The 26976-nt window shown below is 44.2% G+C and carries 24 protein-coding genes; 6 read left to right on the top strand and 18 right to left on the bottom strand.

From position 1 onward, the window contains the following. Window positions 1-5 precede the first annotated feature (5 nt). The 9 genes from rsmA to EHO57_RS10380 all read right to left on the bottom strand — a co-directional run bounded on the left by rsmA (window position 6) and on the right by EHO57_RS10380 (window position 10956). The gene (rsmA, locus tag EHO57_RS10420) at window positions 6-884 is read right to left on the bottom strand and encodes a 16S rRNA (adenine(1518)-N(6)/adenine(1519)-N(6))-dimethyltransferase RsmA (RefSeq protein ID WP_167882273.1); all 879 of its coding nucleotides are present in this window, start codon (window positions 882-884) and stop codon (window positions 6-8) included. Beyond that, entirely contained in the window at window positions 856-2844 is a 1989-nt protein-coding gene (locus tag EHO57_RS10415) for a ComEC/Rec2 family competence protein (RefSeq protein ID WP_135645004.1), read from the bottom strand. The genes rsmA and EHO57_RS10415 overlap by 29 nt, the downstream gene beginning before the upstream one ends. Window positions 2845-2914: 70 nt before the next feature. Next, window positions 2915-3889 carry a tryptophan--tRNA ligase gene (gene trpS / locus EHO57_RS10410; protein ID WP_135645006.1) on the bottom strand — a complete coding sequence of 325 codons (975 nt, stop codon included), beginning with the start codon at window positions 3887-3889 and terminating at the stop codon, window positions 2915-2917. Continuing rightward, the gene (locus EHO57_RS10405; RefSeq protein ID WP_135645007.1) at window positions 3886-5724 is read right to left on the bottom strand and encodes a hypothetical protein; all 1839 of its coding nucleotides are present in this window, start codon (window positions 5722-5724) and stop codon (window positions 3886-3888) included. Before EHO57_RS10405 ends, trpS begins: the two co-directional genes overlap by 4 nt. A gap of 3 nt (window positions 5725-5727) precedes the next feature. Beyond that, window positions 5728-6318, bottom strand: a complete 591-nt coding sequence (locus EHO57_RS10400) for a LolA family protein (protein ID WP_135645009.1) — start codon at window positions 6316-6318, stop codon at window positions 5728-5730. Window positions 6319-6350: 32 nt separating this feature from the next. Further along, on the bottom strand, window positions 6351-7310 hold the full coding sequence (locus tag EHO57_RS10395) for an electron transfer flavoprotein subunit alpha/FixB family protein (RefSeq protein ID WP_135645010.1): 960 nt from the start codon (window positions 7308-7310) through the stop codon (window positions 6351-6353). Between the two features lie 11 nt (window positions 7311-7321). Further along, window positions 7322-8083: an electron transfer flavoprotein subunit beta/FixA family protein gene (locus tag EHO57_RS10390; protein WP_135645012.1), complete on the bottom strand. Its 762-nt coding sequence runs from the start codon at window positions 8081-8083 to the stop codon at window positions 7322-7324. Between the two features lie 97 nt (window positions 8084-8180). Continuing rightward, window positions 8181-8477, bottom strand: a complete 297-nt coding sequence (locus EHO57_RS10385) for an LIC10362 family protein (RefSeq protein WP_135645014.1) — start codon at window positions 8475-8477, stop codon at window positions 8181-8183. Between the two features lie 46 nt (window positions 8478-8523). Then, window positions 8524-10956 (bottom strand): hypothetical protein, encoded by a 2433-nt coding sequence (locus EHO57_RS10380; protein ID WP_135645016.1) that lies wholly within the window; start codon window positions 10954-10956, stop codon window positions 8524-8526. 236 nt (window positions 10957-11192) lie between these two features. Between EHO57_RS10380 and EHO57_RS10375 the strand changes: the two genes are divergently transcribed. The 3 genes from EHO57_RS10375 (at window position 11193) to EHO57_RS10365 (ending at window position 14857) form a co-directional block, all read left to right on the top strand. Then, window positions 11193-12380 carry an acyl-CoA dehydrogenase family protein gene (locus tag EHO57_RS10375; protein WP_135645018.1) on the top strand — a complete coding sequence of 396 codons (1188 nt, stop codon included), beginning with the start codon at window positions 11193-11195 and terminating at the stop codon, window positions 12378-12380. A gap of 87 nt (window positions 12381-12467) precedes the next feature. Further along, entirely contained in the window at window positions 12468-13619 is a 1152-nt protein-coding gene (locus tag EHO57_RS10370) for an LIC_10091 family lipoprotein (protein ID WP_476737816.1), read from the top strand. A gap of 98 nt (window positions 13620-13717) precedes the next feature. After that, complete coding sequence (locus tag EHO57_RS10365; RefSeq protein ID WP_246050640.1) at window positions 13718-14857, top strand: CapA family protein; 1140 nt, start codon at window positions 13718-13720, stop codon at window positions 14855-14857. A gap of 28 nt (window positions 14858-14885) precedes the next feature. Here EHO57_RS10365 and EHO57_RS10360 read toward each other — a convergent pair whose 3' ends face one another. Continuing rightward, window positions 14886-15314 carry a hypothetical protein gene (locus EHO57_RS10360; protein ID WP_135645020.1) on the bottom strand — a complete coding sequence of 143 codons (429 nt, stop codon included), beginning with the start codon at window positions 15312-15314 and terminating at the stop codon, window positions 14886-14888. Window positions 15315-16290: 976 nt separating this feature from the next. On the opposite strand from EHO57_RS10360, the gene EHO57_RS10355 reads away from it, so the two are divergent. Further along, complete coding sequence (locus EHO57_RS10355) at window positions 16291-17394, top strand: alkene reductase (protein WP_135645022.1); 1104 nt, start codon at window positions 16291-16293, stop codon at window positions 17392-17394. 58 nt (window positions 17395-17452) lie between these two features. Here the strand turns inward: EHO57_RS10355 and EHO57_RS10350 are convergent, their stop codons facing one another. From EHO57_RS10350 to EHO57_RS10320, 7 genes are all read right to left on the bottom strand, one after another. Next, complete coding sequence (locus EHO57_RS10350) at window positions 17453-17809, bottom strand: hypothetical protein (protein WP_135645024.1); 357 nt, start codon at window positions 17807-17809, stop codon at window positions 17453-17455. Between the two features lie 10 nt (window positions 17810-17819). Next, the gene (locus tag EHO57_RS10345) at window positions 17820-18335 is read right to left on the bottom strand and encodes a Panacea domain-containing protein (RefSeq protein WP_135645026.1); all 516 of its coding nucleotides are present in this window, start codon (window positions 18333-18335) and stop codon (window positions 17820-17822) included. 82 nt (window positions 18336-18417) lie between these two features. Then, window positions 18418-19494 carry an SH3 domain-containing protein gene (locus EHO57_RS10340; protein WP_135645028.1) on the bottom strand — a complete coding sequence of 359 codons (1077 nt, stop codon included), beginning with the start codon at window positions 19492-19494 and terminating at the stop codon, window positions 18418-18420. Window positions 19495-19616: 122 nt separating this feature from the next. Next, window positions 19617-20141 (bottom strand): LIC10415 family protein, encoded by a 525-nt coding sequence (locus EHO57_RS10335; protein WP_135645030.1) that lies wholly within the window; start codon window positions 20139-20141, stop codon window positions 19617-19619. Window positions 20142-20374: 233 nt separating this feature from the next. Further along, the gene (locus tag EHO57_RS10330) at window positions 20375-21247 is read right to left on the bottom strand and encodes an efflux RND transporter periplasmic adaptor subunit (RefSeq protein ID WP_135645032.1); all 873 of its coding nucleotides are present in this window, start codon (window positions 21245-21247) and stop codon (window positions 20375-20377) included. 2 nt (window positions 21248-21249) lie between these two features. Next, window positions 21250-23592: an ABC transporter permease gene (locus EHO57_RS10325; protein WP_135645034.1), complete on the bottom strand. Its 2343-nt coding sequence runs from the start codon at window positions 23590-23592 to the stop codon at window positions 21250-21252. Then, window positions 23586-24344 (bottom strand): ABC transporter ATP-binding protein, encoded by a 759-nt coding sequence (locus tag EHO57_RS10320; protein WP_135645036.1) that lies wholly within the window; start codon window positions 24342-24344, stop codon window positions 23586-23588. The genes EHO57_RS10325 and EHO57_RS10320 overlap by 7 nt, the downstream gene beginning before the upstream one ends. Before the next feature lie 226 nt (window positions 24345-24570). Here EHO57_RS10320 and EHO57_RS10315 point away from each other — a divergent pair, with 226 nt between their 5' ends. Next, window positions 24571-25098 carry a hypothetical protein gene (locus EHO57_RS10315; protein WP_135645039.1) on the top strand — a complete coding sequence of 176 codons (528 nt, stop codon included), beginning with the start codon at window positions 24571-24573 and terminating at the stop codon, window positions 25096-25098. A gap of 70 nt (window positions 25099-25168) precedes the next feature. On the opposite strand, the gene EHO57_RS10310 is transcribed toward EHO57_RS10315, so the two are convergent. After that, complete coding sequence (locus tag EHO57_RS10310) at window positions 25169-26326, bottom strand: LptF/LptG family permease (RefSeq protein ID WP_135645041.1); 1158 nt, start codon at window positions 26324-26326, stop codon at window positions 25169-25171. Window positions 26327-26483: 157 nt separating this feature from the next. Here EHO57_RS10310 and EHO57_RS10305 point away from each other — a divergent pair, with 157 nt between their 5' ends. Further along, window positions 26484-26957 carry a HEAT repeat domain-containing protein gene (locus tag EHO57_RS10305; RefSeq protein WP_135645043.1) on the top strand — a complete coding sequence of 158 codons (474 nt, stop codon included), beginning with the start codon at window positions 26484-26486 and terminating at the stop codon, window positions 26955-26957. Window positions 26958-26976: the final 19 nt, after the last annotated feature.

The following is a 26976-nucleotide window of genomic DNA, read 5'->3' as shown; positions in this document are numbered from 1 at the left end:
ACATATTACGGAAGTTGGAATTGGTCTGCTATCTTGTAAAAGTCTTCGGCTAATAATTCTTCCGGTCGTTTGTCGAAGGAAAGCCCGGTGGACTCTAAAGAGAGTTTCAATTTTTGTCTTAAGACTTCTTCAGAAAGGGAAAAGGGAAGCCCTTGAGGATAGAAAGAATGTAATGGAGCTTCCTTTAAGGAAGAACCGATCTTCTTTCTCTTACCCCAAAAAACGGTACGACAAAGTAGCTCTAAAACGAGAAAGGATTCCTTCTTCTGAAAACGTTTATTAGAAGAATAGGTAAGGATACTCGAATCCACATTTGGCGGAGGGTAAAAACATCCTGCCTTGATCGTCTTCTTACTTTGAAAAACTCCGTAGGCACCGGCATAGATAGAGAGAGAAGAGATTTCTTGCGTGATCCTTTGTGCGAATTCTTTTTGCACCAAGAAGACTGCTCCCTGTAATCGTTCCAATCTTTCCAAAGAGAGTAGTATGAGTTCTGAAGTGATATAGTAAGGAAGATTTCCGAATAAAAAGCAGGTCCGGGTTTCCGATCGGGGAAGGGTCTCTCTCGCGTCCCCTAAAATGATCTCTGTCTCCGGGAGGAACTCCTTCAACCATTCGTAATATACGGGATCGATCTCGTACAATCTGAGCTTTTTATTTAATCCGGCTAAAAGATGGGAAAGGGCTCCCAGGCCTGGACCGATCTCGATCACAAGTTCCGAATTGGACAAGGCCTTCTCATCTGCACTTTGGAATAATGTGCGGATAGCATTCGGATCGATCAGAAAATTTTGGCCCCATTTCTTGAGAGGAGCGGAGGATCTTTGAGAGAGGAATTCCCGGATAGCGGTTGGTTTATAAAACGGGTATTCCGGGGAGCTCATCGCTTCCAATAAACTTCCAGCCGGGGCCGATTCCAAGCTGTTTTCTCACTCGGTTCCATTGCCTCGGATCTTCCGGGATATTGAATCTGGGTAGGAGTAGGATGATCCCGGAGCCTGCTTTGGTACTTTTACCCAATTCGATCAAGGAGTCCTTTCCTACTTCGAATCGGATCATTTTTTTTGCGGGGGTGGGCAAGGAGAACTCCTTCGCTTTGGGTACGCGGATCCAATTTTCAAAACCCGCTATCTTCGGTTTATCTTTTCCTCCGTATTTGAGGCTGAGATCCTTTCTTCTGCGTACGCATTCCGAGATCCATTGGAGACAGGATTCGTGCTCTATATAGATCTCTCTTGTATTTAAATGGTCTCCGCAGAACAATTCAGGATCTCTTCCAAAGGACCTGTAGAATATTTTGGAGCTATACTTGCATTTACCGATCAGAGAGAGCTTTCTTTCTTCTTGTAGTACAAAACTGAATTTGTCTCCGAAGAACACTGGAGGGATCTCGATCCAATAGGAAGATCTGGCGAGCGTTACTTGGAAGAAGAAGCAAAATGCAAATCCAAGGATCCAAATCCTTTTTCGAAGAACTGCTGGAAATGAGGAGTGAGAAAGACAGACTCTATTGAACTTAGGGATCGTCCGGTCCTGAATTCGATTTTTACTAAGACTTGCGGCTCCGCGTCGCTTTACGAAAGGATCTGTTTCGGATAGGGTTAGATCTAATTCGACATCTTCTTCTTCCTGGGGTGCTCCGATCCATTTCCACAAGAACAAGAAGAGTAAGAATAGCGTCCAGATCCCTAAGGCAAAGAATTTCGTTTTTCCTCGGTAATAGTGGACCAGGCTCAAATCCAGCTCACTCCAGAATAGGGTGGTCCTCTCTAAGAATTCCAGAAGAGATACAACGATCTGCCAGATCGGCTTTGCAAGAATAGAAAGGGAACAAGCTTGGAGTAATAAAGAAAAATATAATAGAGGTAATAAGATCCCGCAAACCGGGACCAAGATCAGATTTAGACCCAAGGAACCAAAGCTGTAAGATCCGAAATAGTAGATGAGACTAGGTAGGGTCCCCAAACCTGCCGCTGTGGAGACAGCTAGATTTTCTCTCCAGAATCCTAAAAATCTGCTTAAGATCGTTTTCTCTTCCGGGATTTTCGGTAAACAATGCTTCAGACTAGGAAGTAAGAGTAGGATGCCCGCGACTGCTCCGAAGGAAAGTAGGAAAGAAACTCCGAAGGATCGATCCGGATCCCAGAGATACAATATCCCCGCCGAAATGAGCAAAAGATCCGTGGGTCTGGATCTTCTAAACAGCAAGGATTGTAATAAGATCCAAGTAGAAAAGACCCAGGCTCTGGCTAGGGAGATCGGAAACCCTAACATAGCTAAATAAAGAAATCCTAATAGAACTGGCAATATTCTAGGTAGGGAATATCCTAAGAATGGCATTCGTTTGAAGAGGGAGAACAAACAGCCAATCAATATTCCTAGATGAAGACCGGATGCTGCGAATAAATGTAAGATCCCTCCTTCTTTAGCCTTTTTCTTGAAGTCCTTGCTGAGGTTTTTCGCATCTCCTAGAACCAGTCCTAAGGAAATTTCTCTCGCCTCGTTCTGGATATTTGCCTCATCCAAAAGCGTTTCGATCTTGGATTGAAAACCCTTCTTCCAGATTTGGGATTCGGACAAGAAGGGTGCAGATCGTTTCGTATATCCGCAAACGGCTAAGAATAGGAAAAAGATCGTCCCCCAGGAAAGGAAGAGGATCTTTTTGCTTTTTCTCTCTCGGAGAGAAAGAAATATTATAATAATTGCATGTACGGAGATCCAGACCAGAGTAAGATCCGGATAAAAATTCTCTAAAAAACAACCGGATAGGATCCCGGCCAGAAAATAAGAAAATAAGGAAGCGGGGATCCATTCTCTATAATGCTTTTCTAAGGACAGGCCCATATCTGGGCTTGTCGGGAATAGAAAGGATTGCTCGCGGAATTTTAATTCCGCGGATTAAAAAATGGAGGGTTTAGATCCGAGAGAGGCCGATCCCCAATTTTCCACGGACCCGATCTAGTATCTGGGAAGATGTAGATCTCGCTTTTTCCGAACCCTTCTTCATTACGGAACGAACAAATGCTGGATCGGCGGCAATCTTTTCCCTTTCTTTGCGATATGGGCCGAAGTAATCTAGGATATTCTCCAAGAGAGCTTTTTTTAGATCCCCATATCCGGTTCCCGGCGTAGAAAATCTGGATTGTAGATCCTTCTTCCCTTGCGCATCTAAGAAGAGAGAATGGATGGCATATATTACACTTTTCTCATAATCCTTTGCTTCATCCACTCCGGCGGAATCGGTTACGATCCCCATCACGGATTTCTTCAGCTTCTTTTCGTCGTCAAAGAAATTGATCGTGTTTCCGTAAGACTTAGACATCTTCGCTCCGTCGACACCTGGGACGATAGCGGTCTCCTCGTCTATCTCAGGCTCGGGGAGTTTGAATGTATCGCCGTACTGAGCGTTGAAACGTTCTGCGATATCCCTGGTATATTCCAAATGTTGCTTTTGGTCCTTTCCAACAGGAACCCGATCGCTATCGAAGGCCAAAATATCCGCAGCCATTAACACCGGATAAAAGAAAAGTCCGCCGCTAGGTGTAATCCCTTTTGCAACCTTATCCTTATAAGAATGAGCCAGTTCCAGTTTAGGAACAGTAATGGACATGCTTAAGTACCAGGTTAGCTCTGTAACTTCGGGAACTTCGGATTGGATCCAAAAGGTGCATTTGTCCGGATCGATCCCCAGCGCTAGGAAATCGCAGACAGCGTCGTATGTGTTCTCGGTTTGGTTCTTTGCAGAAGTGAATGTGGTCAACGCGTGCATATCCGCCACGAAACAGAATAGATCCACATTATTTTGGTATTCGACTAACTTACGTATGACGGAGAAATAATTGCCTAAATGCAATTTACCAGAGGGTTGTACCCCGGTTAATATCCTCATTGTACCTCCGAGGAGTTCATTTTGCTTTGCGGATCGTCAAAAGTCTTACCGGATAGACGTTCATACTCCGCTTTGAGTGCAGTGAGTTCCGCGTCTAGTTTTCTGTGCGCGGTAAGTTTGTTCACGGTAAATTTATCCTTATAGATCACCGCGTAATTGAATAATAACTGGGCCATGTCCACAAAAACGTATTCGAGTGTTTTTCCGTTCAGACGATTGCCGGAAACCATGGAAGAATCGTAATAAGGAAGGAACCTGTGGAGCACCTTCACTTCTTCGATGACCTTCTCTTTAGAAGCCAGCACTCTCTCGTTCAATTGACCTTTGGCTTCATAATCCTTTGCAAGAAGATGGTTTTCCACGAGAACGTTGATCTTCTCGGCGAATTTGCCCATGAATGCGGAAGCCTCTGAGAGAAGTCGAAGCAGGTTGACAGTGATCTGGTCTTCTACTGTGTTCCCGCCGCTTGTGTTCTGGTTGAAGTTCGTGAATGTATACTGAAAGCTCGGATACTTCTTGTTGAACGCATCCAATTGGCGAAGTAGATTATTGATCTCCTCGATCTCCGTTTTGAATAGACCGGGTTGGATCACGAGAACGTCCCTATTATGGTTCTTGGTCCCGATCTTGACCGTTCCTTCTAAAATAGGAGTATAGCAGGATTGAAAGTCCCGAAGAAGAATATGGATCAGTTTATGAGGCATTCCCTTGTAAGAAGACTTGAATGCGGCCGAGTTCATATTCTCCGGCATATGATGAGCGAAATAATCGTCCACCACGCCGTTCAAGAAATCGAAAGAGATCTTTCCGTTCTCATCTATTTTAAAGTAACGTTGTCTGAGCCCATGAAGCTCTTCCTTCTTGTTCGTCCTCGTTTGGATATCGTCCGATAATTTGATGAGAGTTGTATCCACTTCCTTCGTGATATCCGGAGCACCCTGGAACTTGGTCTCGTTGATCGGAGGGACATTCAGGGAATCTAGGATCTCATCCCAGGTGATCACTTTCTTATTGGAAACTACGTAGAAGGCTCGAATAGCATCCGTCAATTTCGGTCTTCCGTTCTCCAGGTTCAGTCCGTAATTTAGGCCCGAAATGATAGAGGGAAGTTTCACGGAGAGTTTCTCGTCCTTCTTTACAAGCTCTGGGACATTGCCTAGAATGATCTCTCTGGCATCGCTACGGGAGAGATGACGAGCATAGTACATCTGCATCTTCAAGGAACGATTGAGGAAGATCTCCGGGGAGATCTCGTCGATGAATAAGGAGTCCAGAGAAATGAAATTATTGAAAAACTTATTAAAATTTAGAACAACATTATATACTAAAGGTCTCCAGTGTCGCCAGCCTTGGCTTTCCGCTAAACGAAGCGCCTGCAGAGTGGAGATGATCTGATCCTCTTTTAGGGCCTTAAAGATCCTTTCGACCGAGGGGGCGATCTTGGAATTCCTTCCTAAGAATCCTACTTCGACGGTTCCGGTTTCTTTTGCGAATTTGGTGATATTCGCATTTCCACCGAAGAGGTTTGCCAAGAATCCGAGTCCAGGTCCGGCATCCGTCGTTTGTCTCTTGACTGGCTTAGGTGGGGTCTTTGCGGAAGAAGAGCCTGCAGAAGTTCTGGAAGATTTGTCTTCTTCTTCCGGTTTCTTGTTATTGTTCTCTTCTCTTTTCTTCTGCTCGAATTCCTCGTCGACCTTCTTCATCAGATCGATCCTGATAAAGATGTCGTTGGATTTTTGTATGACTTCGTCTATCTTCTGTTGGTGTTCCGCAGAACGGGATTTGCGATAGAGATCTGCGAAGGTCTTATGGGCGTCTGTACGTGAATTTGACAAGACTTACTCCCTTTCGTTCAGAGGGTTCTCCACAATTTGTGCGTTCGAAGGAGCTCCGAAATTGAAGAGTGATGCAGAAAGACCAACATTCGTTTGCACGCCGGAAAAGCTTACGGAGGTATATTCGCCGCTTCCCTTATTTTTCATTCTAAGAGTCCTGGGAGTATTATCGGGTCCCAATGTGACCACGATTTCCTCGTACGTCCGGTTATTGGATTTTAGACGGATAGAACCGCCGACTGGCGTCACTTCTTCGTAACCGGATAATAGTCCGGCCATTCCACCAGTCAGTCCTTTTACGTCCTGCTTACCTACAATCCCTCTGGAAGGGGAATAAAACCAGAGATATCGTCCGTTGGAAGCAATCACTCTTCCGTCGGAGAATTTTACATGGATCTGATTGGGTTTTTTATAAGAAAGGGTTCCGGTCAGCTCGTTATTAATGGTAATGCTGGCCCGAAAACTACTGATCTCATTCATCTTTCCGATGACTGAATTGAGTCGATCCCTACCTGGATCGGATAAAATAGAAGTGCCGCAGACCAATAGAACTGCGGCACCCATAAAGGATAAGATACCCTTGGATGAAGCCATAATCGTTCCTACTATGGCTTCATTAGACGAAATTATCCAAGTACTTTTTTAAACTCGTCGGTAAGAGCTGGCACGACTTCGAAAAGATCTCCCACGACTCCGTAGGTAGCAACTTTGAAGATCGGAGCGTCTCCGTCCTTGTTTATAGCTACGATGTACTTAGAAGAGCCCATTCCGGCCAAGTGCTGGATCGCTCCGGAGATTCCGCATGCGATATAGCAGTTCGGGGAAACGGTTTTTCCAGTCTGACCAACTTGGTGGCTATGAGGGATCCAGCCAGCATCGACTGCTGCACGAGAAGCTCCCAAAGCTGCGCCAAGAACATCTGCCAATCCTTGGAGAACTGGCCAGTTTTCTGGTCCTTTGATACCGCGTCCGCCGGACACGATGATAGAAGCTTCTGCCAATTGGACCTTGTTCCCACCGCTTAGGTCGGAAGATACGATCTTAACTTTTGCGTCGCCTGCTGCTGGGCTTGCAGCTTCTACTGCGCCTCCTCCCGCTTTCTGAACTACTTCTTGAGAGTTCGGACGAACGGTGAAGATAGCGACTGGGCTAGTAACTTTGAAATTACCGTATGCTTTTCCGGAGTAGATCGGCTTCTTAGCTACGACTTTTCCTCCGTCTACGGAAAGACCGACTACGTCGGCTACGATCCCTGCGCCAGCTTTCACTGCCACTCTTGGGGAATAATCTTTTCCTTGAGAAGTGTGAGGAAGAAGAACCACAGATGGATTCTTGTCCTTGATCACTCCTGCAACCAGATTTGCCCAAGTCTCAGCATTGAAGTCGCCTGCGTTAACGGTTACTACGCTGTCTGCGCCTACTGCTCCCAGGTCTCCTGCGAATTTTTCAACTCCGGATCCGATCAAAAGAGCGGTAACTTTTCCTCCGAGAGCGTCTGCGATCTTGCGGCCCGCGGAAGTGATTTCTTTGGAGATCTTTTTGAGTTCTCCGTTTTTGAGTTCGCCTACGATTAATACGTTGCTCACGGGTGTTCTCCTTAGATAACCTTAGCTTCTTCGCGAAGAGCTTTAACGAGTTGCTCTGCGAAACCTTTTGCGTCAGCCGCTTCCAGCTTACGACCAGGAATACGTGGTGGAGGTGGCTCCAGTCCAACGACTTCGATCTTGCTAGTAGGGTTGCCTAGGTCGGCAGGAGTTTTGGTTTCGATCGGCTTCTTCTTAGCAGCCATCAAACCTTTCAGGTTCGGATAACGAGGTTCGTTTAATCCTTTTTGAGCTGTGATAGCGACAGGCAGGCTGGTCTCAACAACTTGAGTTCCACCTTCCACTTCTTTAGTGGATTTCACTGCGGTTCCGCTGATTTCTAAACTTACTGCGAAAGCGATATGAGCGATACCAAGAGCCTCAGCAACTTGAACAACTACTTGTGAGCTGTCGCTGTCGATGGATTGGCGTCCGCCGATAATAACGTCTGCGTTTTCTGATTTTGCGAAGTTAGCGATCAGTTCCGAGGTCAGAGTCGTATCGAATGGAACGTAATTGTCCACTTTGATCTGAACGGCACGGTCTGCTCCCATAGCATAAGCTTGGCGTAAAGACTCTTGCACGCGGTCCGGTCCGAGAGATACAGCAATCACCTCTCCTCCGTTTTTCTCGCGTAATCTAAGTCCTTCTTCAATTGCGAATTCGTCGTACGGAGAGATAATCCATTTAATTCCGGTTTCGTTGATGGACTTGTCCCCGACTTTGATATTCGTTTCGGTGTCAGGTACTTGTTTCACTAAAACGATGATCTTCATGAACTTTCGTTCTCCAAATAAATAGGGCTATAAACACGAAATTTCTGAAAAGCTTGAATGCAAACTACTTTTTTGGCGGTATTTCGGGAAATCTACCTTATCGGAACAGAATGAGTGTTCTACTCCAGAAATAGATCCAAACGATTCCGAAAATGATCACTACCACATTCGCATCCGTTTTTATGAATAGGGTAAGCCCCCAAAAAAACGGTAAGAGAAAGAAAGAAACTAGAAAAACAAACCAGATCCAAGAGGTTTTGAGCAAGGGAGAAGAGATCGATCCTTCGATTGCTCCCCGGATCGCATCCAGGTTTTTAGAGGAATTCCCCAAACCTCGGAGCCCTAATACTAAACTTACGAGGCAAATCAAAGTTAATACGACAGAATACAGCATGATAGAAGATTGCTAGGCCTTTGGGATCTGTCCAGCCGGATTCCTTTCAGAGGATTTTAGACAGAGTTACAAACTTTACATTGGATCTACTTTGCTTCTTTCTATGAAAACGGATCTGGATCTGGTCTGTCCCATCGTTCTCCAGAAAAAACTCAACCTTCCGGTTCTCATTGTCACCTTCTCCCTGGGTTTCGGGTAGAAGGACCTGACTGCCCTTATCTCCTGCCACCAAACTGAAGGCAGACTCGGAGAGAAATTCGCCGGAAAACTCTAGCCTATATCTTCCTTTCGGATTTGCGGGGAGATGTTTATCATAACCGATCACTTCTTCCCAGCCGGAAAAACGACCTGTACTAGTCGATTTAGTGATCCGGATCGAATAGGAACGGTCCAGGCCGGATATCCGAACCGTATGTTCTTTAGAATATCGAGAAGAAGGGGACGTATTCTTCGTGATCCGATATACTTGTAGCAGAGAGGTTCTCTCTAACAACATATCCGGATAACGATTGATGCTCTCTATCGGAAAATTACCGGAGAGAAGAATATGATCCACCTTCTGCAAGGAAAGGCCCGGGCTCTCTAGTTGCGGATCTTCATCGATGAGATAGATCTCTTTTCCAGTTTCCAAGAGTGGAAGGACCTTGGGGAGAAATCCATTCGTATTAGAGATCAGATAGGTATCTTTTTCTTCCAAATAACGAAGTGGACTAGCAAGATCCTGTCTTTTAGTAAAATATAATGCGTTTTTTTGGGGTAAGGAAGAGCCCAGTCGCTCATATTCTTTTGCATATCCGGAAAGCATCCTCTCTGAAATGAACAAAGAGTCGTGAATATAGAGACTGTAGATATTACTGGAGATCACAGTGAATATAAGTGCGTTCTTCCAGATCGGTTTGGATACGGGGAATGTATTGAGCCCTATGATCCCCATGAGGATCGCAAATGGTATCGGGAATAGCATCCATCTTCTAGACGCCCAGAAATGATCCGGATGAATACTCGGTTCGTACAAGTACACGATCAATAAAAAGAAACCGATAAACAGAAAGAAAATAGAACTCAAATTCCTTCTGCGAAAGAGCAGAGTATCGAATCCTTGCACTGCAAACAGTACCAAGATCACAGGAACGTAAAACAAGAAGCATAGAAAGGAATTCTTTTGGAATAGGAGCCCCTCAGATAGAGTTTCTGTGATCCCTAATCTTGGTCTCAGGAAATAAGCAAAACCGATCCAAGCAAATAGGGAGATTGCCAGAAGGATTCGCAATGGACCCCTTTGCGCTTGTAAAAATGTCCTGAATAAGTGCAGGATCTTTTTTCCGACGGAAGAATGAGAGAATACGTATACGATCCCTGTCGATACCAAAGAAAGAATGCAGAGAAGGCTGAGCTTTAAAAGAGGGCCTCTTTCCCAGAGATCGATCAGATATGGCTTTGAATAAAAGTATCCGTATAGGATCCCTAAGACGGCCATAAGGGAAAATCCAAGTAGAAATGCGATCCCGGAGATAGCGTACTTTCGGTGGATCAATAGTAAATAGCAGACTAAGAAAGAGATCGCAGGTAAATAGATGAGACTGTCGATCCGATTGAAACTGCTAAGCCCCAGGATGGCTCCTGCAAATAGCATTCTGAGTACATTCTTTCTTTCAAAATTAGACTGCGCGAGATATAGGGAGAAGATAAGAAGAAACTGCCCCAGTGGTTCGGAGAGTGTGGTCCTCAGGTTCCAGATCTGGGCGGCATTTAAGGAACCAAAGAAGACCGCTACGATGGCTCCTCTTGCTCCTATAATCCTCTTAGTATGAAGAAAAACAAAAAATAGGAACAAGATCCCGAAGATCCCATTTACCCGAAAGGCTCCTTCCACTCCGAAGAGATCCAAAGCGATCGCTAGAAAAGAGGGATAGAGTGCGAAGAACCTAGGAGAAAGATTTATCTCCGTCTTTGGTGCAGATTGGTCCGCTTCGATGGCAGGGTATCCGAATACGATCGCTTCTCCCAAGATAGAAGAGAGCTCTAAAAAGTGCGGGTCCGAAAATTCCAGGCCTCCTGTTTTTTGGATCTGGCTCGCGAATACCAGATACACTCCTTGGTCCCTGTCCCCCTTGATGTATTCCGTAGGAAAGAAGAAATACAATACGAAGCCACACAGAATTAAGATCCAAAATAGGATTCTATAGATCGGTTTGGATTTCGGATCCTTCCCCTCTAAAGGAAAAAGAAGAGGGTTTTTTCGAGCGATCAACAGGTAAGCGAAGATCGCTCCGGAAAATATTAGAATAATATAAATTACATAGGCGAGTTTATAGATCCCTAAAAGGACCAAGAGAAAGGCTAGGACCCCATGGATCAGGACTGCAAGAGAGATTGCAATACTGTTTCTCTCCAGGGAAAAGACGTGTCCTTTGTGAAAGAGAAAGACGGAGATCAGGTAGGTAAGGATAAGAGCGGATACAAAGAAAAAAATTACCAAGTCGATTCCTTCTGCAATATGAAACGAATTCGGATCCCAGGCTCAAAAGAAAGTTCGGGTATGGATCGGATCCGGTCAAGAATTAAAGAACGAATGCGGCGAACATGGTTTGTTACGAGAAGAATATAAAAAAGAAAGATCTCAGAATGAAAACGATGTAAAATAGGACCCGGTAACTGGTTGCTTTTTTCGACTCATTTAAAAACACTTAAGTTGTTATCTAGTAGAGGCTTAGAATGAAGGGAATCCAAGAGAGAAAGATCGATTTATACAATCCTACAGAGGATCATCTCGCGTTAAGAGAGAACGTGAGTGCGTTTGCAAAGGAAAACTTGGACTTACAGGCCAAGGACCACGACGATGAAGAAACGTTTAACAGAGAATTATTCCGTCGTTTGGGAGCCGAACTAGGCATCTTTGGAGTCACTGTTCCCCAGGAAAACGGAGGAATGGGACTGGATCCGGTTGCAAGTGTGATCATTCACGAGGAATTTTCCGCGTACGATCCCGGATTCACTCTTTCGTATCTAGCTCACGAAGTCCTATTCGTAAACAATTTCTACCACAGTGGAAATCCTTCTCAAAGAGCCCAGTATTTGCCCAAAGTCTTATCAGGTGAATGGATCGGAGGAATGGGAATGACTGAGCCAGGCGCGGGCACGGATGTACTTGGAATGGGAAGTGTAGCCGTCCGCAAAGGCGATAAGTATGTACTGAACGGTCGCAAGCAATTCATCACCAACGGGATCGTTGGACAGGTCTTTCTGATATATGCAAAGACCCATAAGGATTCCAGAAGGACCACTTCCTTTATCGTAGAGAGCAGTTATCCCGGTTTCAGCTTCGGTAAAAAAGAAGAGAAGATGGGAATGCGCTCTTCTCCTACAACGCAACTTATATTCGAGAACGTAGAGATCCCAGCGGAGAACCTTATCGGAAAAGAAGACGGAGCTCTTACTCACATGATGCGAAACCTGGAGATAGAAAGAGTGACTTTGGCCGCTCAATCTTTAGGGATTGCAAAGCGTTGCATCGACGTTATGTGTGAATACTCTATTCTACATAGAGAGGCATTCGATAAGAAGTTGATCGAATTCGGCCAGGTCCAAAGACTTCTCGCAGAATCCTATGCGGATTACCAAGCAGCTAGAGCTCTCGTATATGATGTGGCTTCTCAGATCCATCCGGAGAATCGAAACTCCTTGGGTGCTGCTTCCGCTAAGTTGGTAGCGACCCAGATGGCGGAGAGAGTTTCTAGAAACGCAATACAAGTATTAGGCGGCTATGGTTATTGCAGAGAGTATCCGGTAGAAAGATTGCATAGAGATGCTATTCTTCTATCGATCGGAGGCGGGACCAACGAGGCGATGCAGAAGAATATAGCGGCTGACTTAAAGAAAATCTACGCAAGTTCTACCCCGTAAAGTTCTTCCCGTATAAGGCCCACTCTGTAAGTTCTGTTTCCAAGGGCTTTTTCCCGGAAGCACTTAAGAGATACACGGGAAATCCATATAAGAAGAAAGAACAGAGTGGTCGCTTTACAAAAGATTCGAAAAGAAAGAACGGTTTTCCGGATTGCTATCTTATTATTAGGCTCGGTACTTTATTTACAATCCTGTTCCAGTTTGCCCAGCGCGGATGGTTCTTCTAGAAGGAGAGGATCCATCGATGCTGAGGATCTGATCCTAAAACAAACGGATCCTCCTCCTGCGGACCGTCATCTTCACGCGGAACATTATCCTGCATCCAATGAGAGAAGGTTGGATCTATTCAAATCCAGGGTAGAAGGCTTAGGTGGAGGCTATGTCGGGGTAGGTACAGACCAGAATCTGACATTGGTCGCATGGGCAAAGAGCGATTATGCATATCTTTCCGATTTCGATCCAGTAACGGTTTCTATTAACCGAATTCATTTATATTTTCTGGAATTGGCTCCGAATTATGCGGAGTTCGCAAAACTCTGGGATCCGAAGAATAAAAAAGAAACTCTCGCTCTCTTGGAAAAGAGGTTCTCTACAGATCCTGAATACCAAGTCATCTTGAAATCCTATGAGATCTCTCTTCGTAAGGGAGGAGTGGCTCAAAGATTGGGAGACTTGCCTAAGATCTCCAAGGTATACCCGAACTTTACCTCCTTCCATAACGATCCGAAAGACTATGAGTTTTTGAGAAATATGGTCTTAGAAGGTAGAATTCTAGCCGTGGATGGGAATCTACTCGGAGACAAGACTCTACATTCCGTTTCCGAAAAAGCGAAGGAGTTAGGGATCCCGGTCCGAATTCTTTACACTTCCAATGCGGAAGAATATTTCAGATATCCTGACGGAATGAAGAGCAATTTCCTGAATTTGTACGGAGATTCCAAGAGTATCGTAGTGAGGACACTTACTAAGGGAGCGAAGATCTATGGATTCCCTGATGGAGAGATGTTCCCGAAAGAATATCCGTTTCATTATAATGTGCAATCATTAGATAATTTTAAAGTATGGTTGACTAAGTTGAATCCGGTGTATACGACCCTGATCCTGAGAGCTCGTACTCCTGGGGTGAAAGGATTCTCTACGATCGAGGCGCTTCCTGCAGAAACAAATAAGCAAAATGAGACGGGCAATGCGAATAAGCAAACCGAGGCAACTGCAGCGAATCAAAAGCCGGCTAAGTAAATAGTTACTTAGCTAGCGCCTAAGGCGACTGTTTAAATCGGCCGATTTGCTGCGCCGAAAGCCGGCGAAATCATAAATGGAGAGAACCTAGACCCGAAATGAGAGATCTATTTTATAAAAATATAAAATTCCAAAAGACGATCCTCTGTTTCGGGATGCTTCTGCTTTCCGTTCCTTGTTCTCCTCAGAATGTCCGATTTGGCTCTCCCAGTGAGCCTGTGAGGATCGTTGCCGTGGGGGATATCATGTCCCACCAGACACAGATCGATTCCGCGTACGATAAGGGATGCGATTGTTGGGATTTTTCCGGAGTGTTCGATGAAGTCGCTCCTATGATCTCGGAAGCGGACCTTGCCGTTGGGAATTTGGAAACAACCCTTCCTGGGGATCCTAAGATGTATTCCGGCTATCCTCAGTTCGGAGCCCCGGATTCTTTGGCTAAAGCGATAAAGGATATCGGTTTCGATGTTCTATCTACCGCAAACAATCATTCCTGCGATAAGGGAAAGATCGGAGTGGTTCGCACTCTTTCCGTTTTGGATCAACTCGGCTTGAGACATTTGGGAACGTACAAGGACCAAGAGGAATATACAAAAAATAGAATATTAAAGGTTTCTGTAGGAGATCTGTCCTTGGTTTTCTTGGATTATACCTACGGAACGAACGGTTTGGAAATCCCAGCAGGAACGGTGATCAATCTCATCGATAAGGATCTGATCGCTTCTGATATCGCGCTTGCGAAGAAGTCCAAACCGGACGCTATTATAGTCATGTATCATTATGGTACGGAATATTTGCACGAACCGGACCCTTTCCAAGTGGAGATGGTGGACTTTGCCTTCCAATCGGGAGCAGATATCGTTTTGGGAGGACATCCTCATACTCTCCAAAGATTCGGAAAAAAGACTTTAAAAGACAAATTCGGGATAGAGAAAGAGAGATTTTTTATCTATTCTCTGGGGAATTTCATTTCCGGCCAGGACAGAAGATATGTGGACGGAGGGATTATCCTGAGATTTTCTCTTTCCAAGGACGGAGATAAATTAAATATTTCTGATATAGGTTATGAACCTCTTTGGGTCTATATAGATCGAACTGGGACCAGATCCAAATTTCGACTTCTTCCTGTGAAAAAGTACCTGAATAACGACCAGGAGAGAAAGCTCCCCGAGGCCGCTTTCCAAAGAATGAAACAGTTCTATAAAGATACTATAGAAGTCCTTGGGACTCCTCGTTAATATTTAAAGTCTTTCCTGATCGTTTATTTCAGCAAACTGTTCTAGGTTTGTCTTGTATGCCGATATATACTTGGTATTCGGCGTCTTTCACTTGTTCTCTTAATAGGCGGCGAGTATGGTTCTTTGCAACTTGAAATCCTTCTTTTAATTGACGGACGCCTTTTTGCACGACGAAAAGTAGAAAGTAATATCCAACCGATATGATAGAGAAAATGATCAGACTCGAGGAAGTAGAGATCATATATCTCACTACACTGACCTCATAGTCCCGAAGCATCTCCTTAAAAATTGCCCTTAGTTTACTATCTTGCAGGTTCGTAATTTTATCTCGGATGCTGACGTACAGACGACTTTCGACCTTCAGCTTAGGATATTTCTCTGCTACGCGTAGCCTAAAAAGCACGGAACTGGTAAAGCTAATGCGGTGGGCATAACGGATTGTTCCGTTGAAGAGCATTGCAATTTCTTTATAAAGAGGATCTTCAAAGGATATTTTCTTGTTCAAAGCTTGATCAAATAGGGTATCTCGAATTGAGAATAGATCCTCACGCAAAGAATCCAATCTATAAGGTCTCCATAGGTAAAACCACATCAGCCAAAATAGCAACAGGTTCAATATTGAAAAAAAAGCCTCATTCATCGTTCTTACTGATCCTCCTCTCGTGTATCTCCCGTGTCGGTTAGATAACTTGAACTTCTGTTTGGATTTATTTCTCTTTCTAGATGGGAAATTCGAGTCCCACTTCTGCGTACGTTCTTTTTTCTTAAATTACGTTCAAATATGCCATAGCAAACTCCAGCGCCTCCAAAAATATAAGCAAACCATTCGCTTGCTTTTAGATCCGCTATTGCCTTTAGGCTTACTTCAAAATTAGTAGTAGTTCCTGCGATTTCTTTCGCCGCATTGGATAAGAAAAAGAATATTCCTAAAATGGATCCCCATTTGCATATCGTACTAAGATTCTTAGAGAATGCCTCCGACTGAATTGCAATTCTATTCACATTTTCTTGAACTCTTAACTCTGCCTCTGTTCTGAGCGGTTGTAAATTCGAGCGAGTTCCTTTACGCGACATTTAACGTATTACTACTCCTTAGTTTTTGAACTTCTTCACGAATACATTTCGTATAATGCATAAATCTATTCATTTATTATTAGAACTAAGGAATATTGGTTCCGCTTGAAATAGATGTTTAAAGCAATCCAAGAGAATGGATGGATTCTTCTATACAAAAGCGACAGGGATACGTAGGGCTTGTCCCGAGCCTACACGTCGGATTCGATTCGTTTTAGACAGAAGTCGGCGAAGGGATGAGCGCGAGCGAACCCGAAGTAGCCCGGTCCCGCGAAGCGGGAGTCGCCCAAATTTTTCTTTCTGTTCGCCATTAAATAGTTCACTTTCAAAGTATTTTCTGTCTAAGTGTCGAGGAGCTTATGAATCAGTTATATACGAAACATTTACTTGGAAAGAATTGGCTAAAAAATCGAGTCGTGATGAGTCCGATGACGAGATCGAGAGCCATCGGGAATATTCCGAATGATCTTATGGCGGAGTATTACGGGCAGAGGGCCGGTGCAGGTCTGATCGTTACGGAAGGAACTTCTCCTTCGCCTAATGGATTGGGTTATGCGCGCATTCCTGGAGTTTTTTCCCAAGAGCAAGTCCAAGGCTGGAAGAAGGTGACTGACGCAGTTCACAAGAATGGCGGTCGTATCTTCGTGCAGATCATGCACACGGGTCGTGTGGGAACCACCATCAATCTTCCGAAGGGCGCAGAGGTTTTAGGTCCTTCTGCGATTGCCTTGCCTGGAACGATCTGGACGGACGAGCAAGGAAGCCAGCCTCATACTGTTCCTAGAGAAATGTCCAAGGAAGATATCAAGAAGACGGTCCAAGAATACGCGAACTCGGCAAAACTTGCTATCGAAGCCGGTTTCGACGGTGTTGAATTGCATGGAGCGAACGGCTATCTCATCGATCAATTCATCAATCCTTCTTCCAACCAAAGAACAGACGAATACGGCGGAAGTCCAAGCAATCGGAACAGGTTCGCTCTAGAAGTCGCTAAGGCTGTGGTAGAAGCAATCGGCGCAGACAAGGTAGGGATCCGTATTTCTCCTTACGGCGTGTTCAACGGTTTAGAGATCTTTAATGAGATCAAAGAACAATACACCGAACTTGCCTCTTCTTTAGGAAAATTAGGTCTGGTCTATATTCATATCGTGGATCATTCTTCGATGGGGGCTCCTAAGCCTGAGGCGGATACCATTGATTCTATTCGTAAAACGTATAAGGCGGGGAATGCAAACGGCACCTTTATTCTTTCCGGCGGATACGATCCTGATAGAGCGCATAAGGATCTCAGTTCTGGCAATGCGGATCTGATCGGCTTCGGAAGAAGTTTCATTTCCAATCCGGATCTAGTCACTAGATTGGAAAAAGGCCTGCCTCTAGCGCAACCTGACGATACTACCTTTTATACTCCAGGAGCGAAAGGATATACAGACTATCCGGTTGCTTCTCTTTCGGAAGTTTAAGGTCGATTTTGGATCCTTGCCGAAGTCCATTCACTTCGGCAAGGATCAGGAAAGTTCATTAAAAATAATTGAAGTAATATTGAAACTTTTCGTCAAGCTCTGGACTTATTTTAGCCCCTGCTTGCAAGCTCAAAATGATATCGTAGTTAGCATTCTGTCTTTTATCGAAAATACCTTCTTCTATTTTTGCTTTAACGTCGGAAAGAAATGGAGCGATTGCATGTGAATATAGCGCTTTTGACGGTTTAATAATAAAGGGATGGTCTCCTTTTTTTAGAATACAGGATTCGCATCCAATTCGATTTTTTATATCGGTTATATTTACTACAAGGACACGACCCTCCGGACTTGCCTTTGAGATTACAAAAAACAAATGAGGGATCGGTTCTCCTGCAACAAACGTAAGTCCTAACATTCCATTAATTTTATACGTTCAATATCCTATGAACGGATTTAATGGATTCTAACTCTTGTTGCCTTTCTAATTCTGCTAACGCTTCTAAATCTAAATTGGAAAAACGTTCTGATTTTCTAATAGGATAGGAATCATATACGAAGTTAATAAATTCTTTATAACCTAAAATCTTATAAGATTCTATAATCTCATCTATAAAGTTTTCGAATATTTTATTGTCTAAAGAATAATCTGTCTCCGAAATAGGTTCGATCGTATAGAATTTAGAAATCGTATCCTGACCGAACCCACGAAGTCGGGCTGATATTTTAATATCTGGCTCATTATGGATAGAATCCGTAACTATCTTTAGATATGGACCATACTCATCGTAATACCAAGGTAAATTGAAACAAGTCTTTCCTGTCTTCTTTGCCATCCAGTATTCGGCTAAAAAAATCACTTTGGTTAAAGTTGATTTAGCTAACTCATTCCCGGATAATAGTGCTTTGTACAAAGCGTATTTGCAGGCTTCTTTCAGTTCCATACTATCCTATCACTTAGACGATTTGAACGTAGCAAAGACTATACTAATGTCGAGTGATTTTTAATAAAGAATGAGAATTCCTCTAACAGGCGTCCCCAGCTCCGCGAAGGAGTAATTGCAAAGTCCCGTTTCTGAGTTCATAGAGAGAATGTATGGAGGAATCGTATCCTATATCTGTGAATAACAGAATAGGGACCGGATCTTCTTCTCTGAAGATGACACCGATCAAATGATAAGAGCCACCATAAAATCCTAGTTCTTCGGTTAGCTTTTCGGATTTTTCATACGAGACTAGGATCCTGTCTGCACCTGATTTTCTACCTAGTAGGTAGAGATATCTTCTTTCGGCGCCTTTCGAGTGAAAGGCGATCCTTCCCGAGATAAAGGTCTCTTTTTTGGGAGTCTTGAAGAGATATACTTCCTCTATAGTGGAATGTAGCCACTCCGTTTCGGGATACCCCTTGGCTTTCCAGATCGTTTCGGCTAGATTCTTAAAGAGGGTGTAATCGTTATCCGTCTTTGCCAGTTCTTGCAGATGAAGGGATTGCAAAGAGAGATCCGGAGAATATACCAGCCAATCCTTCTTTGCAGTGATCGGAGTAGAAGGCTTTACCTTCAATGCCGGAAATTCCTGGCAACCATATGTGGTAGAAGCAGCCGCAGTGAAAGAAGGTCCTTTTTCTCCTTCTAACAATGCGACGGAGGGTAGGGAAGAATTGACCCCGCTTCTGAACTTATAATCGAATTCGTATTCGTCTTTCGCTTCCTGCCATCCGTTCTTACTGAAGAATGCAAGAGGCACGAAGATGGGAAGATCCTTCGGATCGTATCCGGACCATACAAAGCCTATAAGTTTGTATTCGTCCAAGGTGTCCGGCGGAGTGAGTCCCAAATACTTTCTGGAAACGAAGCCTACTTTGCCGTCCTCCGTCTTGATCTTGGTCCAATCATTCGTATTACTTGTGTTATCCGCGAGGATCCGGACCCGATTTCCCCTATTTAGGGTAAAGATCACTTTTCCTGTTTCCGGTGTTTCTCGAACATTCAGGACTCCGGAGGTGATCAGCACATAGTGATACGGGTCCGAGGATTGACCTTGGGCCGAACCATAAAGAGAGATGAAAGCGAGTAATGCGAGCAGCCTAAGTTTAGAAAGCATTGCTTGCCAAAGAATCGTGTTCGAGTTTCGGCTCGCAAGCTTTTTTAATAAGCGAAAAGATTATAGGACTCTTAAGCCCTGGCAAGCGGGGAGCTTTAGAAATGTGGAATGTAAGTCCCCGATCAGTCTTGGATCAGTCTTTCTATAGTTTTCTCAGACAGCTGCTTCATACGAATATCTTTGGTAGAAAGATCTTCGATGGATTTCCGGAAGTTTTCCGGACTCTTCAGCATCCCGACAGATAGCACGTTTTCGGATTCAACTTCGAATTTACGAATGGAATCCATGATCTGGTCCTTCTTAACTTGGACCTGTTCGCGCACTTGTTCTAAGTCTAGTTTCGGATTTTCTGCTAATTCGCGAAACAGAGGAGTTTCTCCGAAGAGAATATTGATCAGATCCTCTTTGGGTACGTTTCCTTCGCTCAGGACTCCGAGTTTCATTTGCTCCTTGGAAAGCTCTTCCTGGAGATTCGCCAAAGTCTCTTGTACTTTGAGGTATCTAGAGGTCAAACCACTGGAAAACTCGGTTTTGTCGGTCGCATTTTGGGCTTCTGAGGGCACTCCCGTTCTTCCTGGAACGGAAGATCTCTTGTCGCGGAGAAGTTTCTCAGCTGATGAGACTAGATTCGTTAGTTGAACGTCCATGTTCTTTACCCTCCTTTTAGTGTATCCGGCGACTGCTGGGAAAATCGGTAGATAAGCCCGATTCTTCTTTTTCTACAGCGTTTATGTCGCATCTTAGCGGTTACTCTACAGGTATATCTGTACTTAGTATCGGACAAACTCTCGAGGACCAATGAATTTTTTTCACGGAGCCTCGGTTTTTGTAAAAAAAATTCCGAAAATTGGAAGATTAGGAATAGGGGGCGCCGTTGCCCTTATCTTACCTTTTTGCCTTCCTGAATTTCTTCGGTGGGATAAAGCACGACTTCCTCGCCTTCACCCAATCCCGATGTGACTAAAGACGATTTTCCGCTTCTTGCTTCGATCACCACATTTGTCTTATGGACTTTGCCTTTGACAACCTGGAAGACGGACCAATGGTCTCCTTCCCGAAAAAGGGCGGCTGTAGGTAGTATGAGCACATTATCTTTTTTGAATGAAATAATCTGTGCCTGGATCCGATACGAGTCTCCCATTTCCGAAGGCGAATTAAAGTCGATTATGGTCCTCACTCTTTGTTCCTCGACCCCGAGAGAGGAGATCTTAGTAAAGGCCGCTGGCTCTACCAGCCTCACTTTTCCTTCGATCGGATTTCCGCCCCAACCTTCGATCCAAACTTGATTTCCGGGACGAATATGGGTACTCTCCTGGGTGAGAACATCGCAAACGATCTCCAGAGAAGTAGTATCTCCTATTTCCAGGATTTGTCCCCCCATGGAAATCGGACCTTCGCTCTCTCTTTGCACGGAAAGGATGCTCCCCGATATGGGAGATTTAACAATCCGATCGTAATCCCAATGAACGACGGCCACAGTTTCCCCTTTATGGACCTTGTCGCCCACATGTTTGCTCACTCTTTGGAGGACACCGTTTACAGGAGATAGGATAGCGAATTTTTCCTTTACCCGCGTGGTCCCTTCTTCTTCCACGATATGTTCGTAAGTTCCTCTTTCTACTTTTCCTATGCTGACTTGAACGGGCTTAGGTTGAAAGATCCACCAAAGAAGAGCAGCACCGATCAAAACGCCTAGAACGCTCCGCGAGATCTTGTTCGAATAAAGTTTAGAAAAGATTTCCTTTAAGTTCATAATTATTCCCTAATTTTTAACACCGATATCAAATCCATAGATTGCACTTTTATATAAAGGATCCAAAAGCTGATGGCCGAAGTGATCAAGACTAATCCGATCGCAAACAGATACGTTCGCACGGAAATAAAAAGTGGGATCTTAAAGCCTTCCGTTTCCACGGTATTCAACACCCCGTAGCCTGAAAAATAACCGAAAAGACAGCCGATAGGTAGCGAGAATAAGATAACGATCACAAGCTCAGTGACCAATATTCTGAAAACTTCCTCTTTGGTAAATCCAAGGATACGAAGGCTACCTAATTCGAAGGCTCTTTCCGAAAGTGATATCAACGCGGTATTGTATACGACTCCAACGGAAATAATGCATGAAAATATCATGATGATCAAAGAGGTAGTAAGAACGCTTCTGGACATCATTTCGTAGAATATCTTCAAGGTCCGGTTCCGGGTCGAGACTCCTGAGATCTTCGGATAGGACTTCAATTCCTTTAGTAGGCTTTCTTCCTTGGAGGAATCTGTCCACAACGCAGCAATATTGATCAAGTCGCCTTCTTGCAATAGCCGGTTAACGGACTCTTTTTCCATATAGGCGCCTTGCCCCAGGATCTCATTGATCGTGCCAAAGATCTCGATCTTGGTCTTTAACCTTTGCCCTTCTAGAATTTCGATTTGAACCGTATCTCCTCTTTTTATGCCTAGTTTCTCCGCAACGACTGCATTCAATAAAATCCCTTCGCTAGGAGCGACTACTTCTTGTCCTTGTTCGTTGATCAATCTCCTGAGACCGGAATCTCTGGGTATTCCGGTCAGGACCAATTCTTTACTTACATTTCGGTTGCGGAGGCGAACGGGCACGGACCTAAATCCTTCGATCAATAGGATTTCGTCCTTTTTCGAAAGTTCTAGAACGGACTGCGAAGAAACCGCATTTTGAAAGATTAAGGAAACGTTTTCCTTCTGCATCTCTTCGAATTGGATCCTGAGAATAGAGTCCATCATGTCCCGGGAAAAAAGTCCTAAGACCATGATCATTACCGAGCTGGAAATTCCCATAATGAACAATAGACTCCGCCCGGGTCTGCGGGTCAAATTTCGGATCGCAATCCTATATACTACGGACAGATCCTTCCAATATTTCTCTAATGAACTTTTGGAGAAGTTTTCCGGAGCGGGAGGCCTCATCGCTTGCGCAGGTTGAAGGGAGGCCACCTTTTTTATAGAAAGCGAAGAACCCAGCGTCCCCGAGATCATTCCGATCAGGATCGAATAAACCGCAAGCATCGGATCGAAAGTGAATTTCAGATCAGGAAACTTATAGTATTCTCCATAGAGAAGCACCATTTTCGTTCCTAAATAATATCCGAATATTATCCCTAAAAAGGAACCGGCTATACATACGATCCATATTATTTTTAGATAATGTAGTGTTATGCTTTTATTGTCGTATCCCAAGGCCTTTAGGGTCGCAATTTGTTCCCTTTGCTTTGCGATCGTTCTAGAGGTGACTATATGTAAAAGAAAAGCCGCTACGCCTAGAAAGATAATAGGGATGAAAAAGGCCGTCGTTTTCAATTGCTTGAACTCGTCTCTCAGGAAAGAATGAGAGGGAAGTTTATCCCTATCGTAAGAACCCAGCCCCCCATAAGGCGAAAGTCTGAGATCGATTTCATTTAGGGTGAAGTTCTTGTCCGATCCGGGAGCAAAATCGAATACGATATCGTTTACGGCTCCGGACATATCGAAAATCTCTTCGACAGAGACTTTTCTCATCCATAGGATCCCATAATGTTTATCGTCGGGTAGAAAACTTCCCGGACGGAATATATAGACGAACTCGGGAGACAATGCGACTCCGGTAACGGTCAGAAGTTTCTTTTTACCTTCTAACACTGCCGATATCCTAGATCCAGGTTCCAAGTGGTTCGCGGAAGCAAATGCTTCGCTAACAACCGTCTCGTCGTTTTGGGAGGGCAGTTTTCCCTTCAATACCGCGAGACGATTTAATCCTTCTGTCAAGGTTACGATCTTTGCACCGCTGGGGACAGATTCCGATTCGAAATCCACCACGACTTCCTTTACGATCCTACCTTCCGCAAAAGAGACGCCGGGAATTTTAGAAATCTCTAATACTTCGGATTGTGGGGCCTTATTCAAGGAAACGAATCCTTGCGCAAAGGAGTATTTGGAATAAAAGGCATTTCTAGAGGAAAGGAGGGAATTATAGGCGCTCAATGAAACAATGAATACAGAAATACCTGAGGCGATCACTAAAGTGATCGTGATCGCCTGCGATTTCCAGGCAAGAAACTCCCGAATCGCTTTTTTATCTAGTGTTCTCACCAGTGAATATTCTCTGTCGTTTTCTTTTTCTGATTTGATCGATCGGAAACGATCTGTCCGTCCTTCATTTCGATGACGCGATCCGCAATTGCGGCTATTCCGACATTGTGAGTTATGATGATGGTGGTAGTCCCTAATTCCTGATTGATCTTAGAGAGCGCGTCTAAAACGATCTTACCTGTTTTAAAATCGAGAGCACCGGTAGGTTCATCGCAAAGTAGTATCTCCGGTCTTTTGGCAATCGCTCTAGCGATCGCAACCCTCTGTTGTTCTCCTCCGGAAAGTTGAGAGGGAAAATGATCCTTTCTTTCCTTCAGACCCACCATCTCTAATGCCTCTAAGGGCGACATCGGGTTCTCCGAAATATCCGTGACGAGCTTTACGTTCTCTTCTGCAGTAAGACTCGGGATCAGATTATAAAATTGAAATACGAATCCTACGTATCTCCTTCTGAATTCCGTTAGATCGTCTTCTGGGCCGGCGTGTAAGGATGAACCATTGAAATAAATTTCACCGGAGCTCGGCGAATCCAAACCTCCTAATATATTCAATAGGGTGGATTTACCGCTTCCACTAGGTCCTAAGAGGATCGTGAACTGGGACTTATAAAAACGAACATTTATATTCGTTAATGCAGGGACTTTGATCTGCCCCATATCATATATTTTTTCTATGTTTTTGGTTTCGAAAACGGATTCGGGAAGAGAACCTTTCCCTTTCGATCTGATTGTTGGATGTTTGGATCTGCGATTCATCTGTCGGAGCGTTGTTGCGAATGAAATTAAGAAATATCGAATTGTTCGCAATTCGGAAATGTAGTGATTTTACCCTCTGGATGCGATTCGGCGGCTATTTCGGACCGAAATCTTCGCATACTGGCAAATCCTTGACGAAAACCGGGTTCTCTCTACTTTGCAATAAATTATTACCATTTCCCTCCCGTTTCGGAGAGGTTTGTGGATTGGTTTCACGGAGTTGAACATGAAAAAAGGAACCCTTTATTGTTTTAGATTTTTGGCGATCTTAGCTCTTTATTTGGGATCGTTCTCAGTAGCTATCTTTGCGGAAGAGGATGCTCAATTTATCCAGCCGGACGATTTCTTTGTTACTAGAGAGGATTTTACGGATCAAACGTACATTAACGTGTATTTGGCTAAAGAGATCACTGCCGCTTCTGCAACTAAGACTAAGGGAGAAGGTGAGTTTCTACAAGTTACGAACGGTAAGAAGTTTTGGACCAAATATTTCTATATGACCCGTATCGCTACCGAAAAGGATCTTAAACTGGGAATGAACGTGATCATGTTCGATATGGGGACCGAAGACGGATACCGGGCCCCAGAAACCAAAGATGAGGCGAGAACAGGAAGCTGGTTTATGGCTAGGGTCACAGACCTTTCGGATCTCTTTAAGGGAGTGATCACTGTTTCCGGCGGTTACAAGATCCAGTTGAGCAATGTTCGGGTCATTCTCCCGAAAGCTACCGTTACTCCTAAAGGCGCAAAATAAGATCCTCTCTTATTTCCAATCTTGTTAGTAAAAGGCCTTCGATCGAGGGCCTTTTTTATATTCTAAAAAGTTAAAGTTTCATTCTCTTATATACAATATAAAGAACGGAAAGGAAAATTGCAGGTGTGATCCAGGTCGCAAGCCAGGCCGGGATCAAGCCGTTTTCTCCTATGGATTTGAAAGAAGGGTTCATGATCAGATAGACCAGGGCCACTAGAATACTCACACCCAAGGAGGCGACGACCGCCATTCTCTTAGTAAAATAACCGCTCACGCAACCCACCAGGGTCACTACGACAATAAAGAAAGGATTCGCAAAGAGGGAATGTTTCGCAATATCTACGTCTCCGAACGAAAGGCCTTTTTTAAGCCTGCTCTCCTTTTCTTCCATAAGTTCGAATAGATTCATTTCCTCTACGGAACCCTTTGGCTTTTTGAAATACTCCGGCTTTTCGGGAAGATAGTATTCCTTCTCCGCATACTTCTTTACGTAGGTTAGATTCAGATCGTCTATCTTTGTTTCTTCTACGTTCTTCAGGATCCATATGTCCCTGGCAGGATCGTACTTTGCCTTTTGGGAAACTAAGAGAAAATCGGGAGTTTGGTCCGGATTCAATTTGATATAATTGAATCCTCCCTTGATCTCCTCGTCCTTGGGATCATAATAATATATATAATAAAAACCTTCTTTTCCCTTGAAGTGGAATTGGTAAACGACTCCGGAGAGATTCACTCCGCTACCTTCTTTCAAAAGCTTATGTTCTTCGTTTGCCATTGCGTTCATAGGCGCGACAGCTATTTGGGTAAAGAAGAAGACTCCGACCCAGAGCATGCAACTGAATGCGATGATAGGAGCCACTATTCTCCGAAAAGAAACTCCCGCGGACATCATGGCCACGATCTCTTTGTTCGCGGAGAATTGTCCCAGAGTGAAAGAAACAGCAAATAAGGTGGAAAGGTTGACGGAGTAATTTACCGCTATGTCCGGGATGGAGTAGAGGATGTAGAGCCAGGCATGGAATTTTGGCGCCTTGGTGGCCTTGAGATCGTTGCTGATATCGTTGAACTTCATCATCAGGGCCAAAAAGGTGATGGCGATAAAGGTCCCGATAAAGGTCTTTACGAATTCAGAAAATAGGTATCTGTCCAAGATCCGAGGCGGAAAGAATTCCTCTTTGATCCTTTGCAGGAGTTCTTTGGGGCGAATTTGCTCCAGCTTGAATTGCATAATCCCTTTGTCCAATTTTAGGAGCGGTTCGGATTCCTTCGATCTATTTTAGGGGATCGGGTTTACGTCCCTTTCCGGAAATAGAAAGAAGAGCCTGTTTATTTCGGTTGACTGCAAGAACCGAGGCGAGAAGATTCCTCGGTTACAGGAGGAGACCATGAAAAAAAGCATTCTTTCGCTCGTTATCTTCACTACCTTTATTCTCGCATCTTCGGTTGCAGCTGAAAAAAGTACAGAGGACTATATCAAGTCCCTGTCCAGCGGATCCGACCAGGACAAGATCGAGGCTGCCAATTATCTTGGATCTAAAAAAGAAAAGTCCGCTATCCCGGAACTCATCAATTTACTGAACCGTTCCAATGACCCGAAAGTTGCGGTCCCTGCGGAGATCGCCTTAGGTTTGATCGCAGAGCCTGGAGATTCCACAATCGCTCTTAAAAATAAGATCATCAGCTCCGATAACGGCGATATCGTATATACCGCGTTAGCCGCTCTTCTGAATATCGTGATCAAAAGCGAAAGTGTCGAAGATGCTACTAGAGAGGCCGTTGAGTTTGCGGATAAGAACCGTAGATCCGACGAGTTCGTAGCCGACTTCCTGAATGTTCTGAACAAGAAACTGAAAGGTTAATTTTCCATTCAATGCGGGG

It is taken from the genome of Leptospira langatensis, assembly GCF_004770615.1.
In the GTDB taxonomy this organism is placed as follows: Bacteria; Spirochaetota; Leptospiria; order Leptospirales; family Leptospiraceae; genus Leptospira_B; species Leptospira_B langatensis.
The sequence above is the reverse complement of the archived record's forward strand: the minus strand, read 5'-3'. Positions and strand labels throughout refer to the sequence as shown.

Coding starts and splice junctions, on each gene's coding strand:
- rsmA (WP_167882273.1), bottom strand. CDS start 884: ATGAGCTCCCCGGAATACCCGTTTTATAAACCAACCGCTATCCGGGAA.
- EHO57_RS10415 (WP_135645004.1), bottom strand. CDS start 2,844: ATGGGCCTGTCCTTAGAAAAGCATTATAGAGAATGGATCCCCGCTTCC.
- trpS (WP_135645006.1), bottom strand. CDS start 3,889: ATGAGGATATTAACCGGGGTACAACCCTCTGGTAAATTGCATTTAGGC.
- EHO57_RS10400 (WP_135645009.1), bottom strand. CDS start 6,318: ATGGCTTCATCCAAGGGTATCTTATCCTTTATGGGTGCCGCAGTTCTA.
- EHO57_RS10390 (WP_135645012.1), bottom strand. CDS start 8,083: ATGAAGATCATCGTTTTAGTGAAACAAGTACCTGACACCGAAACGAAT.
- EHO57_RS10385 (WP_135645014.1), bottom strand. CDS start 8,477: ATGCTGTATTCTGTCGTATTAACTTTGATTTGCCTCGTAAGTTTAGTA.
- EHO57_RS10375 (WP_135645018.1), top strand. CDS start 11,193: ATGAAGGGAATCCAAGAGAGAAAGATCGATTTATACAATCCTACAGAG.
- EHO57_RS10365 (WP_246050640.1), top strand. CDS start 13,718: ATGAGAGATCTATTTTATAAAAATATAAAATTCCAAAAGACGATCCTC.
- EHO57_RS10360 (WP_135645020.1), bottom strand. CDS start 15,314: ATGCTCTTCAACGGAACAATCCGTTATGCCCACCGCATTAGCTTTACC.
- EHO57_RS10355 (WP_135645022.1), top strand. CDS start 16,291: ATGAATCAGTTATATACGAAACATTTACTTGGAAAGAATTGGCTAAAA.
- EHO57_RS10350 (WP_135645024.1), bottom strand. CDS start 17,809: ATGTTAGGACTTACGTTTGTTGCAGGAGAACCGATCCCTCATTTGTTT.
- EHO57_RS10345 (WP_135645026.1), bottom strand. CDS start 18,335: ATGGAACTGAAAGAAGCCTGCAAATACGCTTTGTACAAAGCACTATTA.
- EHO57_RS10340 (WP_135645028.1), bottom strand. CDS start 19,494: ATGCTTTCTAAACTTAGGCTGCTCGCATTACTCGCTTTCATCTCTCTT.
- EHO57_RS10335 (WP_135645030.1), bottom strand. CDS start 20,141: ATGGACGTTCAACTAACGAATCTAGTCTCATCAGCTGAGAAACTTCTC.
- EHO57_RS10330 (WP_135645032.1), bottom strand. CDS start 21,247: ATGAACTTAAAGGAAATCTTTTCTAAACTTTATTCGAACAAGATCTCG.
- EHO57_RS10320 (WP_135645036.1), bottom strand. CDS start 24,344: ATGAATCGCAGATCCAAACATCCAACAATCAGATCGAAAGGGAAAGGT.
- EHO57_RS10315 (WP_135645039.1), top strand. CDS start 24,571: ATGAAAAAAGGAACCCTTTATTGTTTTAGATTTTTGGCGATCTTAGCT.
- EHO57_RS10310 (WP_135645041.1), bottom strand. CDS start 26,326: ATGCAATTCAAGCTGGAGCAAATTCGCCCCAAAGAACTCCTGCAAAGG.
- EHO57_RS10305 (WP_135645043.1), top strand. CDS start 26,484: ATGAAAAAAAGCATTCTTTCGCTCGTTATCTTCACTACCTTTATTCTC.